The organism is Streptomyces sp. NPDC005202, assembly GCF_040608235.1.
In the GTDB taxonomy this organism is placed as follows: Bacteria; Actinomycetota; Actinomycetes; order Streptomycetales; family Streptomycetaceae; genus Streptomyces.
In genome coordinates this window covers 602,717-613,849 of sequence record NZ_JBEXHW010000002.1, presented here as the reverse complement: position 1 = coordinate 613,849, position 11,133 = coordinate 602,717, and the positions used below count along the sequence as shown (strand labels likewise).

At 72.5% G+C, this 11,133-nt stretch carries 13 protein-coding genes and 1 pseudogene; 9 read left to right on the top strand and 5 right to left on the bottom strand.

Going from position 1 to position 11,133, the window contains the following annotated elements; all coding sequences use genetic code 11:
- Positions 1-288: 288 nt before the first annotated feature.
- Both ABZV31_RS06640 and ABZV31_RS06635 read right to left on the bottom strand, forming a co-directional pair.
- Positions 289-459, bottom strand: coding sequence for a hypothetical protein (locus ABZV31_RS06640; RefSeq protein ID WP_355888985.1), 171 nt, complete (start codon positions 457-459; stop codon positions 289-291).
- A 55-nt stretch (positions 460-514) separates the two neighbouring features.
- Positions 515-940 carry an Hsp20/alpha crystallin family protein gene (locus ABZV31_RS06635; protein ID WP_355888982.1) on the bottom strand — a complete coding sequence of 142 codons (426 nt, stop codon included), beginning with the start codon at positions 938-940 and terminating at the stop codon, positions 515-517.
- 235 nt (positions 941-1,175) lie between these two features.
- On the opposite strand from ABZV31_RS06635, the gene ABZV31_RS06630 reads away from it, so the two are divergent.
- From ABZV31_RS06630 to ABZV31_RS06620, 3 genes are all read left to right on the top strand, one after another.
- Positions 1,176-1,766 (top strand): HdeD family acid-resistance protein, encoded by a 591-nt coding sequence (locus ABZV31_RS06630; protein ID WP_355888979.1) that lies wholly within the window; start codon positions 1,176-1,178, stop codon positions 1,764-1,766.
- Positions 1,767-1,854: 88 nt separating this feature from the next.
- Complete coding sequence (locus ABZV31_RS06625; RefSeq protein WP_355888976.1) at positions 1,855-2,265, top strand: hypothetical protein; 411 nt, start codon at positions 1,855-1,857, stop codon at positions 2,263-2,265.
- 84 nt (positions 2,266-2,349) lie between these two features.
- A complete protein-coding gene (locus tag ABZV31_RS06620; protein ID WP_355888974.1) occupies positions 2,350-2,772 on the top strand; it encodes an Hsp20/alpha crystallin family protein in 423 nt (140 codons plus the stop codon).
- Positions 2,773-3,187: 415 nt separating this feature from the next.
- Here the strand turns inward: ABZV31_RS06620 and ABZV31_RS06615 are convergent.
- Both ABZV31_RS06615 and ABZV31_RS06610 read right to left on the bottom strand, forming a co-directional pair.
- Positions 3,188-3,304 (bottom strand): annotated as a pseudogene (locus ABZV31_RS06615) (MarR family transcriptional regulator); the annotation flags it as partial.
- Between the two features lie 39 nt (positions 3,305-3,343).
- A complete protein-coding gene (locus tag ABZV31_RS06610; protein ID WP_355889040.1) occupies positions 3,344-5,023 on the bottom strand; it encodes a hypothetical protein in 1,680 nt (559 codons plus the stop codon).
- 370 nt (positions 5,024-5,393) lie between these two features.
- Here ABZV31_RS06610 and ABZV31_RS06605 point away from each other — a divergent pair, with 370 nt between their 5' ends.
- The 4 genes from ABZV31_RS06605 to ABZV31_RS06590 all read left to right on the top strand — a co-directional run bounded on the left by ABZV31_RS06605 (position 5,394) and on the right by ABZV31_RS06590 (position 8,213).
- Complete coding sequence (locus ABZV31_RS06605; RefSeq protein WP_355888971.1) at positions 5,394-5,783, top strand: cell division protein SepF; 390 nt, start codon at positions 5,394-5,396, stop codon at positions 5,781-5,783.
- A gap of 102 nt (positions 5,784-5,885) precedes the next feature.
- Positions 5,886-7,136 (top strand): ATP-binding protein, encoded by a 1,251-nt coding sequence (locus ABZV31_RS06600; RefSeq protein WP_355888968.1) that lies wholly within the window; start codon positions 5,886-5,888, stop codon positions 7,134-7,136.
- Positions 7,133-7,525 carry a nucleotide pyrophosphohydrolase gene (locus ABZV31_RS06595; RefSeq protein ID WP_355888965.1) on the top strand — a complete coding sequence of 131 codons (393 nt, stop codon included), beginning with the start codon at positions 7,133-7,135 and terminating at the stop codon, positions 7,523-7,525. The genes ABZV31_RS06600 and ABZV31_RS06595 overlap by 4 nt, the downstream gene beginning before the upstream one ends.
- 217 nt (positions 7,526-7,742) lie before the next feature.
- The gene (locus tag ABZV31_RS06590; RefSeq protein WP_355888962.1) at positions 7,743-8,213 is read left to right on the top strand and encodes a DUF6099 family protein; all 471 of its coding nucleotides are present in this window, start codon (positions 7,743-7,745) and stop codon (positions 8,211-8,213) included.
- Here the strand turns inward: ABZV31_RS06590 and ABZV31_RS06585 are convergent.
- Complete coding sequence (locus tag ABZV31_RS06585; protein WP_355889060.1) at positions 8,210-8,332, bottom strand: hypothetical protein; 123 nt, start codon at positions 8,330-8,332, stop codon at positions 8,210-8,212. The genes ABZV31_RS06590 and ABZV31_RS06585 overlap by 4 nt on opposite strands.
- A gap of 305 nt (positions 8,333-8,637) precedes the next feature.
- Here ABZV31_RS06585 and ABZV31_RS06580 point away from each other — a divergent pair, with 305 nt between their 5' ends.
- Both ABZV31_RS06580 and ABZV31_RS06575 read left to right on the top strand, forming a co-directional pair.
- Complete coding sequence (locus ABZV31_RS06580; RefSeq protein ID WP_355888959.1) at positions 8,638-9,561, top strand: LLM class F420-dependent oxidoreductase; 924 nt, start codon at positions 8,638-8,640, stop codon at positions 9,559-9,561.
- Positions 9,562-9,853: 292 nt separating this feature from the next.
- The gene (locus ABZV31_RS06575; RefSeq protein WP_355888957.1) at positions 9,854-10,798 is read left to right on the top strand and encodes a hypothetical protein; all 945 of its coding nucleotides are present in this window, start codon (positions 9,854-9,856) and stop codon (positions 10,796-10,798) included.
- Positions 10,799-11,133: the final 335 nt, after the last annotated feature.

Below are 11,133 nucleotides of genomic sequence, written 5' to 3'. Positions count from 1 at the left end.
CAGCTACCTCGCCGGCCTCCACCTGCGCGCCTCAATGATCTGGATCAAGGACCTCACCCGGACCACCAATTGATCACGACTCAATACGCGCCCTAAAAGACCCTGTGCAGGCGGCGGTTGCCAGCGAGCCGCGCGGACATCACCCACGCCCCAGCCAGTAAGGGCTGGTCAGGCCTCTTGCCGACGGTCCCGCGGTGGAGATCCTTGCCGATGCCGGCTACCAGGGGCTGGGCGCCGCGCAGACCGGCGGCGTCGCGGCCGGACGGCGGGCCGCTCGGAGCCGCCGCCTCAGTGGCGCACCGTGCCGCTCATTGCTGCCTGCAGCCGCTGGTAGCGGTCGAGGTCCTGCCAGGTGTCATGGTCGGGCGGGCTGGGGTTGCGGCGTCCGGTGCTCCAGGCCCAGACGCTCGCGCTGATGCCGGTGCAGAGAGGGATGAGCAGCCACAGCAGGGCGCTCACGATCCAACTCCTTTCGTCGTCGGTGACCTGCCTTGCGTGCTGGACCAGGCGGCTGTCAGGCCGTGAGCTGCTTGCGCTCGCCGCCGGAGATGGCGATCTTGCGGGGCTTGGCGTGGGCGGCAACGGGGATGCGCAGGGTGAGGACGCCGTTGTCGTAGCGGGCGTCGACGGCGTCGGTGTCCAGAGCGTCGGACAGGGTCAGACTGCGGGTGAAGCGGCCGGTGAGGCGCTCGCTCAGCACGGGCCGGGCGCCTTCGGGGATCGGGGAGGGCCGTTCGGCGGTCAGGGTCAGCGTGCCGCGTTCGATGGTCAGGTCGATGCCCGCAGGGTCGATGCCGGGCAGGTCGAACTGCAGGTAGAGGGCCTCATCGTCGCGCCAGGCATCCGCCGGGATGACGGCACCGGCCGAGGAGGCGGTGGTGTGCGCGAGCTGATGCGTGAGGCGGTCGAGATCGCCGAGGGCACCGGTGCGCGCGAGCATGTCCCACTTCTCCCTTCACATTGCGGACGTCGGGCCCCAATCGGATGGGCCCGGCGGACAAGTTTCCGCCTCTTCATATAGTCGCTCGCAAAAGGATTGACAAGTGGCGACTAGGTGAAGTTGACAGTAGGAGGCTCAATCTCCTATCACGGAGAGTGAGTGAGTAGTCGCGCCGGCTCGCCGGGCGCGGAGGCGCCACGCGGTCGGTGCGAGAGGGCTCGAAGGGAGGTTGCTGGTGACGGAGAGCAGAAGGCTGGTCTTGCTGCTGGGCGCCCGGGGGGCTGCGGCGGTGGTGTTCGGCGTGCTGACGCTGGTGTGGCCGCAGCTGACGGTGTTGGCGCTGGCCTGGGTCTTCGGTGCGTATGCCCTGGTGGACGGTGCGGTGCTGACCGGCGCGGCGTGGCGGCACCGCCGGGAGCGGTGGCACGGCCTGGCGTATGCGGCGGCCGGTGTTCTGGGCATCGTGGTCGGCCTGATGACGGCATGGTGGCCGGGCGTGACGGCGCTGGCCCTGATGATCATGATCGGCGCCTGGGCGGTGCTCACCGGGGGTGCGGAACTGTGGGCCGCGGTGCGTCTGCGCCATCAGCTGCGGCACGCCTGGTTCCTGCAAGCCTCCGGTGCGGTGTCGGTGGTGGCGGGCGCGCTGCTGTGGCTGCGCCCGGATGCCGGGGCGGTGGCCATCGCGCTGGTCCTGGGCGTGTACGCGCTGATCACGGGCGGGATCTGGCTGGCCGCAGCCTGGCGGGAGTACCGCAAGCAGGGCGCGCGCCAGTCGCAGTCGTGGACGCGGCCGACGACGCCCGGGGCGCGCGTCGCCCACTGACACCGCTTCGCAGGGTTGCTCGGTCCGGCGCGCCGCAGGCCGCGCTGCCTGCGGGTGCGCCATGGGACCTGAAGGCAGGTGAGCATCGGTGACACGGCTGCACATCGACGGCGGTGATCTGGTGGTGCGTCTGCCCTGGCGGTGGGTTTTGGCGGCGCGGCGCCGCACGGTGCGTCTGCCGTTGAGATTCGTGGACGAGGTGCGGGTGGAGCCGTACTGGTGGCGGGCGGTGCGCCCGCGGCCCGGGCGCCGCTACCGGTTCCGCCCGGGACGCTGGTGCGTGGGCGAGCTGGAGCACGCCCGGGGTCGGGATGTCGTCGCCCTGCGCGCGAAGGGCCCCGTGCTGGTGGTGAGCACCTTCGGCCGCGACGCGCCCTACGCCCGCCTGGCGCTGTCGACCGACGACGCGGAAGCCGCCGCCGCATGGCTGCACCGCATCGCAGCCGAAAACGCGAAAACGCGAAAACGCGGAAACGCGAAAACGCGGAAAAAAAGTTGAGCCGACAGGTGTCAACTTTCCGCCTGTGAGGTATATAAGGAGTAGAGCGAGAGCAACCGAGTACGACGTGGAGGAGGGGTGCAGATGCTGATGCGTACGGATCCCTTCCGCGAGCTTGACCGGCTCGCCGAACGGGTCTGGGGCACGGTCGCCCGCCCGGTCGGCATGCCGATGGACGCCTGGCGTGAGGGTGACACGTTCTTCGTGGAGCTTGACCTGCCGGGTGTGACGCCGGAGTCGATCGATCTCGACGTAGAGCGCAACGTCCTGACCGTGAAGGCCGAACGCAAGCCGGCGTACGGCGAGGACACCGAGACGGTGATCACCGAGCGGCCCGCGGGGACGTTCAGCCGGCAGCTGTTCCTCGGCGAGACCCTGGACGTCGAGCGGATCGACGCTTCCTACGAGGCGGGCGTGCTGAAGCTGCGGATCCCGCTCGCCGAGCACGCCAAGCCCCGCAAGATCGCCATCAGCGGCGGCAGCGAACGCAAGGAACTCAACAGCTGACCTCGAACCCACTTCCCCTTCGCAGGTCACCCTCCAGGGCCCAGGCAGCAGCCTGGGCCCTGCCGCATTCCGGCGCCGAACTCCGGCGCCTTCCGGCGCAGCGCTCCGGCAGCACCGAGCACCTCACTGCCGCGCCGGGAAGCCGGGCGGGGCGCTCCAGACAGGCGACGGTGACCGCTTCGCCGTCCTGGCCAGCGAGGCGCGAGGTCACTACGTCGGGCCAACGCCCGTGGCTGGAGGAGGCAATCGGGGTACCTGGGCTCAAAGCCGACAGCGGATCCCGTGCCGGGCACGGTGCGGAGAAGCGAGGTGACGAGGAAGTACGACCCGACGAGTTCCTCGCCCGCGTACGCGAGCGCGGCGAGTACACCAGCCGGGATGAAGCCCAGAAGATCACTGAGCAGGTGCCCGACGTCGGCTGCTCGGTGAGCAGGCACAGGACGAGGAACTCGTCGCGGGAGACGCCGAGCCGGTCCCTGACGACGGAGCGCAGCTCCAGCTCCACCGCCCCCGTCGCGGCCAGCAACTGCATCCACCGCCCCGGCCGGCCTCAGACCCGACGGCCGCGTCCTCACTCGGTCTTCCGCACCGCCAGCCGTATGTCCTGGCTCGACAGCGTCTGCGGTGTGGCCGTGAAGGCGCGCAGGCGGATGCGGACGCTGGGGCGGGGGACGGCGAACCTTCCGTCCGGCGCCCGGAGTTCGATGCGGGCCGAGGTGTGCGCGGGGATCGTGGTCGGACCCTGCACGATCGACCAGAACCTGCTCATGCCCTGGCCCGTGGTGAGCATGAAGTGAGGCGTGAGGGCACTGTCGTCGGTGTTGGTGACCTGAAGGGTCAGCCGCGTGACGACCTTGGCGGAGGCCCGCTGCACCGCCGTGACCCGCATCTCCAGCGGAGGCTTCCCCGTCGCGGCCACGGTCGCGCTCACCAGCGTGGGGAGGACCAGGAGCACGACCGCGGCGATCCGGGCCGGACGCCGGTGCGGGCCGGACAGCAGGCGCGGCCGTGGCTGCCACGCCCTGGCGAACTCCGACGCGGGCGCGGTGATCGCGGCCGCCAGCCACAGCGGGGTCATCATCAGGTAGTAGCCGTCCTGGGAGCGGGTCGCCACGAAAAAGGCGCACCAGGGCAGGACGGTCGCCGCCGGGCCGAGACGCCGTACGAAGAGTACGAACAGGGCCAGCAGGGCCGCGGCCAGCAGCAGGCTGGCGTGCGAGTACCAGTCCAGCCGGTCGCTGCCGTCGGTGAAGTACAGCGAGATGTCCACCAGGCCCTGCCCGTGCAGCACCGCGCCCTGCGTCAGCGGCAGCGCGATGCCCGACAGCCAGGTGCCCGGCTCGTGCACGATGAAGTACGTGTTGATCAGCAGCCATACGGTGACGGCGACCCCGAGGACCCGGAGCACGACCAGCGTGGCCTGCCGGGCGCCCAGTTCACCGCGGCGCACCGCGTAGAGCCCGGCGAGCAGGAACGGCGTCAGGAACCAGGGGAGCTGCTGCGCCGCGCACGCCGCGCCCAGGCACGCGGCCCGGGCGATGCCGGCCGGGCCGAGCCGCCCGCCCTGCCCGATCCGGGGCCAGCGCACCACCACCGGAATGAGCAGCGCCAGGGCGAGGATCGCCGGGTAGCCCTGCCGGCCGTACGTCGGCAGGAACCCGAAGCCGAGGCACGCCATGGTCGCCGCCGACCGCCACGGCACCGGCAGCATCCGCCACAGCACCACCGCGCCGACGACGAGCGCGCCGGTGCTCAGCGCCGTCGCGGGCGCGCCGCCGTGCCCCAGCCACAGCAGTGGCGCGGTCAGCAGCATCGCCAGCGGGGGATAGCCGTAGGTGTAGTCGTAGCTGCCGTGCACCGTCGGGGTCAGCGCGACGCCGTGGGTGTGGAAGAGCCAGGGCCACGGCTGTCCGTAGACCACGTGCCCGGCGACAAGCTCTTTCGCGGCCTGCGTGGTGAGAACCGCCTCGTCGCCGCCCCGGTGGTTCATGGCCCACGCACACAGGGCGAGCGTCACGGCCGTCACCAGCACGCACAGGTCCAGGCGCGCCAGCGACTTCGCCCGGCGGACCACCAGGATCAGCACCCCGCACACCAGGATCGAGGCGTAGCAGAGCGAGATGACCCCGGCGACCGGGAGGCGGTGCGAGGCGGCCTGCGACCACACCGCCCGGGTGCCGATGAAGAGGCTGGCGTCGGCGAGCAGGGTCAGGACGCGGTGCCACTGAGCGGGGGGTTCCGGGGCGGACACCGCCGGCTGTGTCCGCCGACCGGGTGTCACCAGCTGCTTTTCTGCCAAGCGCACGACAGGAGACGCTAATCGGGCCCGGTGAGCGGGACATGGCTGGAGGTGAAGATTCCGGTGTGAGCGCGGTAAGAAGCCTCGTTCGGGCAGGAACCGGTCCAAGGCCCCGTCGGGGATGTTCCGCACATGTCCTGCCCCCGGCCGGTGTTCCGTACATGTCCCGCCCTGGCCGGTGCACGGCTCGTCCGCAGGGCCGCGCGGCAGTGGCGGGAGGGGACGGACGAGTCTGTCGCGCACCGTGTCGCTGTTGGGCCGAACGGGTGACAGACGTAAGAATGGTGCAGGCGATGAGTGCGAGTCAGGTCGGGGGGAGCCGGTGAACAGCCACGACGTCACCGATGAACAGTGGGAGGGGCTCGCCCAGGTCGTCCCGTTGCGCGGCCGCGACGCCTGGCCGTCCGCGGTGGACCACCGCGCGCTCCCGGACGCGGAGACGGAGACGCGCCGCCGCTTCGTCGTCCTCAAGGTCAACGTGTTCGCGGACGCCCGCGAGGTCGCCGAAACGCTGATGGCGGGCGCCCCGGTCCTGCTCGACCTCACCGGTGCCGAGACGGAGGTCGCCAAACGGGTCCTGGACTTCAGCACCGGGGTCGTCTTCGGCCTGGCGAGCGGGATGCACCGCGTCGACCGCAACGTCTTCCTGCTCACGCCGCCCGGCACCGAGGTCAGCGGGCTCATGGAGGGGGCGGCGGTTCCCGGGGCGTGAGCCGGGTCGCCGCCAGTGACCGGGGGCCGGCCCGTCCCCCGATCGTAGGAACGTCCCCGGGCGGAACGCTTCGCCCCGCCGACGGCGTCCTACCGTCCGGATATGACCGTGTCACCCGCGTCGTCACCCGCGTCGTCACCCGCGTCGTCACCCGCGTCCGCCCCCTCTCCGCTGCCGTCCCCGGCGCTCCCCGGGGATCCACTGCCGTCCCCGGGGAGTGCCGGCGACGACCAGGACCACCCGGACCGGCCGCGCGTCACCGAGCTGCGGCTGTCCTCCTTCGCGGTGCACCGCGGCGCCCGCTTCCCGCTCGGACCGCTCACCCTCTTCGCCGGGCCCAGCGGCTGCGGCAAGACCAGCGCGCTCAGGGCGTACGAGGCACTCGCCCGCCTCGGCGCCGGCGCCGAACTCGGCGCGGTCTTCCCGGACCCGGTCGCCTGCGTGCCGGAACGGGCCCGGCCCGACGTCCAGCGCCGCCGCGGCTTCCGCATCGGCTGTACGGCGAACGGGCCCGAAGGCCCGGTCCGGCTGGACGTCGCCGTCCAGGCCGAGCCCGAACTGCGCATCGTGGGCGAGCGGTTGACCGCGGCCGGGCTGGTCCTGCTGGAGACCGCGCTGCGCGACCCGGGACGGCGCGCCGTGCAGGCCGCCTGGCACACGGCCGGCTCGTCGCCGGTGACCCGCGCGCCGCTGCCAGACGACCGGCTCGGCACCGCGCTGCTGCCGCTGCGGGTGGCCGGGAAGACCGACGGGCAGCGGCAGGTCCTCGCCGCCGCCGAGCAGATGCTGGTCGCCCTGCGGTCGGTGTTCGCCTGCGATCCGCTGCCCGGCCGGATGCGCGAGCCCGTGCCCGTCGGGGCCGGACGGCTGATGCGGGGGTGCGACAACCTCGCCGACGTGCTGTGGCGCACCCGCACGGAGTGCGGGCGACGGCACGCCCGGCTCGTGGAGGCGGTGCGCGCCGGATGCGCCGGGCCGGTGGCGGACGTGCTCGCCGAGCCGACGGGCGACGGGAGGGTACGGGCGGTGCTGGACCGGGGGGACGGGGTGCGCACGGGGTTCGAGCGGCTGGGCGACGGCGAACTGCGGTACGCGGCGCTGGCGCTGGTCCTGCTGACCGGGCCGGGGGTGCTGGAGGTCGATCCGGTGGGCGAGGTGCCCGCGGCCATGCAGACGCTGACGGTGCTCGCCGACGGATTCGACCGGGCGCTGGACCCCCGGCAGCGGGCCGCGCTGCTGCGGCTGGCGGCGCGGATGTGCGAGCGCGGGCACATCCGGTTCGCCGGGGCGGTGAGTGACGCGTCGTGGGCCGCAGGGGTGCGCGGAGCCAGGGTGGTAGACCTGGTGCCGTGACAAAGGACTCCGAGCATCTGGACCTGGCGAAGCTGCAGCGCCGACTGGCCGAGTTCGCGGCCGCGCGCAACTGGCAGCCGTACCACACCCCCAAGAACCTGGTCGCCGCGCTCAGTGTGGAGGCGTCCGAACTGGTCGAGATCTTCCAGTGGTTGACGCCCGAGGAGTCGGCCCGTGTCATGGCCGACCCGGACACCGCGCACCGCGTGACGGACGAGGTGGCGGACGTCCTCGCCTATCTGCTGCAGCTGTGCGAGGTGCTCGGCATCGACCCGCTGGCGGCGCTGGACGCGAAGATCGACCGGAACGAGCGGAGGTTTCCGGTGCCGGGGGACTGCGAGGCCCGGCCGGGGGACTGCGAGGCCCGGCCGGGGGACTGCGAGGCCTAAGGGAGTGACCGTCGGCTCCGCGTAAGGGAGGCGCCACTGGGGAGCCATACGCTCCGTTTTCACTCTCCGGAGTTATTCAGCTGTCCGCAACCGATTTGTCGTCCACAGATTTCGGTCTTCCTCTGGCTTTTCGCCCCACACGCCTTCACTCTGGGTAGTGGACAACGGAGTTCGGGCGGACGTGCGAAGAGCACGTCGGGAGAGACGGGGACAGCGCATGGACGCGGTACGGCTCATCCTGGCGTGCAGGCGTGCCCTGGCGGGGAGCGGTGACGCCCCCGAGATCCTGGCGGAGGTGTGGCAGGCGCAAGCCCTGGCACAGGCGATCGGCAGCCGCCTCGCGGTCTCCGGGCCGCCCGAACTGCGGGGCGAGGCCCTCGGGCTGACCGAGCTGGCGGGCCGGGGCTGCGGCGTGCTGGACGCGCCGGACCTCGACCCCGGGGACCTGCGGGCGGCCCAGCTCACCGGACTGGACGACGCCCGCCAGGCGCTGCTGTGCCTCGGCGGTCTGCTCGGCGAGGTCGGCATCGCCCTCGTCGGCATCGCCAGCTCCGCGGCCGACGAGGGCACGTACTGGCAGTGCATGGAGGCGATCGACGCGGCGGACGAGTCGCGCGACCGGGTCCGCGAGATGCTGCGGAAACTGGCGGCGCGGGCGGAGGCGTTACCGGAGCGGGAAGCGGGCTAGACCCCGCAGCCGCCGGCGTCGCCCTCCTCGCCCGGTGCCCGCCCCGCGCTGCCGGCCGACTGCAGATCCGCGTCCAGCGCGGACAGGTCCGCGTTGAGCGCCGCCATGAGCTCCTCCATCTGCTGCAGCAAGCCCTTCGGCCGGGCGGAGCCACCCTGCTGGGGGCACGCACTCTTCGGACATGACGGCCTCCTCGGCCCCCGGCCCCCGGGGAGGCCGACGCGGCTGGCGGCCCGGCGGCGGGTGGGGCCGGGTGCGGGCGCCGGGCGGTCCGGCTCCGCTCGAGCCAACGATCACCACCGGGCCGGGACACCGGCCCGGGCAGGCCCCGCGCACGGGGTTGACAATTTTCACCCGACCAGGGACGGGAGGCGCGCCGGGTACTGGTGGGGTCGACGGGCAGGTCGGCGTGCAGGATGGAGGCATGGATCTTCGCATCTTCACCGAGCCCCAGCAGGGGGCCACCTACGACACCTTGCTCGCCGTGGCGAAGGCCACCGAAGACTTGGGGTTTGACGCCTTCTTCCGCTCCGACCACTACCTCCGCATGGGCAACGTGGACGGCCTGCCCGGCCCCACCGACGCCTGGATCACCCTCGCCGGACTCGCCCGCGAGACCAAGCGCATCCGCCTCGGCACGCTGATGACGGCCGCCACCTTCCGGCTGCCCGGCGTGCTCGCCATCCAGGTCGCCCAGGTCGACCAGATGTCCGGCGGCCGGATCGAACTGGGCCTGGGCGCTGGCTGGTTCGAGGAGGAGCACAAGGCGTACGGCATCCCGTTCCCGAAGGAGAAGTTCGGCCGTCTCGAGGAGCAGCTGGCCATCATCACCGGCCTGTGGGCGACGGAGGTCGGCAAGACCTTCGACTTCCACGGGAAGTACTACGACCTCACCGGGTCGCCCGCGCTGCCGAAGCCGGCGCAGGCGAAGGTCCCGGTGCTCATCGGCGGGCACGGCGCGACCCGCACCCCGCGGCTGGCCGCCCGGTACGCCGACGAGTTCAACATGCCGTTCGCCTCCATCGAGGACAGCGAGCGCCAGTTCGGGCGGGTGCGGGCCGCGGCCGAGGAGGCCGGCCGCCGGCCCGACGACCTGAAGTACTCCAACGCCCTCGTGGTCTGCGTCGGCAGGGACGACCAGGAGGTCGCCCGCCGGGCCGCCGCGATCGGCCGCGAGGTCGACGAACTGAAGACCAACGGCCTGGCCGGCTCCCCTGCCGAGGTCGTCGACAAGATCGGCCGCTACGCCGAGATCGGCTCCCAGCGGATCTACCTCCAGGTCCTCGACCTCTCCGACCTGGACCACCTGGAGCTGATCTCCACCCAGGTGCAGTCGCAGCTGCCGTAGCCGCCCCGGCCACCACGCCCGTCCGCCTCCGGCCGGCAGGCCCGACCTCCGTCTCCGGGGACCAGGCCTGTCCGTCTCCGGGCACCAGGCCCGACCTCCGTCTCCGGAGGGCACGGCCCGTCCGTCTCCGGAGGGCACGGCCCGGACCGGAGGCGGGCGGGACCGGCTGCGTCAGGATCTGGGCCGAGCGGCTCAACTCGACTTTCCGCCAAGGGAGTTCGTGATCCGCCCGTGACCCGGAACTATGGCCTCCGTCACAGTCCGGCGGGTCGGTGCCTGGTGGGCTGGCCGGATGCGACGATCCACCCCCCTCCTCCCGGCGCTCGCCGCAGGTCTCGCGCTCACCGGATGCGGACAGCGGACCGACGGGCCCCCGGCCGGTCCGCGGCCCACGGCGGCGGACGACCCCGCTTTACAGCCGCTTGACGCCTACGACGTGTCCGACGCCGACAACCGCACGATCGGCAGGGCCCGCTGGGCCTTGGCCAAGACGTGCATGCTGCGCCTCGGGTTCGACCGTATCGGGACCCTCGACGTCGATCCGCCGCCCGCCTGGCCCCGCCCTCCGGAGCGCCCCGGGGTCGTCGGCAGCATCCTGTACCTGTCCGTAGGCCTCCGCTACGGCGTCCAGGACCCGAAGCAGACGGCCGAGTACGGGTACCGGAGCGCGGCGGCCCTGTCCGGGCGCATGCCGGACCGGACGTGGTCGCTCGATGAATACCTTGCGCTCACCGGCCAGTTCCTGGGGGAGGAGCCGAAGAGCGTCCACGGCCACAGGGTTCCCCACCGCGGCTGCCTCGGCGAGGCGAACCGCAGGATCTTCGGATCCGATCCCGAGGACCGGCGGGATCCCGTGCTGGAACTGGAGGGCCGAAGCATCACGCCGGGCATGAAGGACCCGGCCTGGAAGGAGGCGGACCGGAAGTGGTCGGCGTGCATGAAGGCCGTCGGCCACCACTACGCCACGCCGAAGGACGCCGAGGCAGGCGCGCAGGCGCCGCGGCAGGAGCTCGGGGAGCGGCGCGACCCCGACGAGCCCTCCGCCCGGGAGAGGGAGACGGCGGTCGCGGACGCACGCTGCAAGCAGCAGACGGGTTACGTTCGCAGCGTTCACGCCGTCGACGTGCGCATCCAGCGACGGCTTGTCGCCGAGCACCGGACGAAGCTGGAGGAACAGCGCCGCTGGAACCTCGACGCCGCGCGCACCGCCCGCACGATCGTCGAGCATCAGGGGTGAAGCCCATGGCATCGAGACGCGTCACGGCAGCCCTCGTCGGTGTCGCCGTCCTGTCCCCGGCGGGCTGCGGCAGCCGCACGGGCGGCCCCAGGGGGGGTGTTTCGGCGTCCCGGACCGGTCCGGGTCCGTCCGCGGCGGGCGCGGGGGGCGCGGGGGGCGTGCCGAGTCCGCAGCCCCGGCGCCTCGACGCGGCACTTCGGGAACTGGAGGACAAGGCCTGTTCCCGGCACACCCGGGCGCCTGCTCCCCTGACCGTCCGGCACGGGCCGGACGCTCCCGAGGACCGCCACACAGGAGGACCGGCGCAGTGGAGGCGGACCCTCGCACAGGCGGAC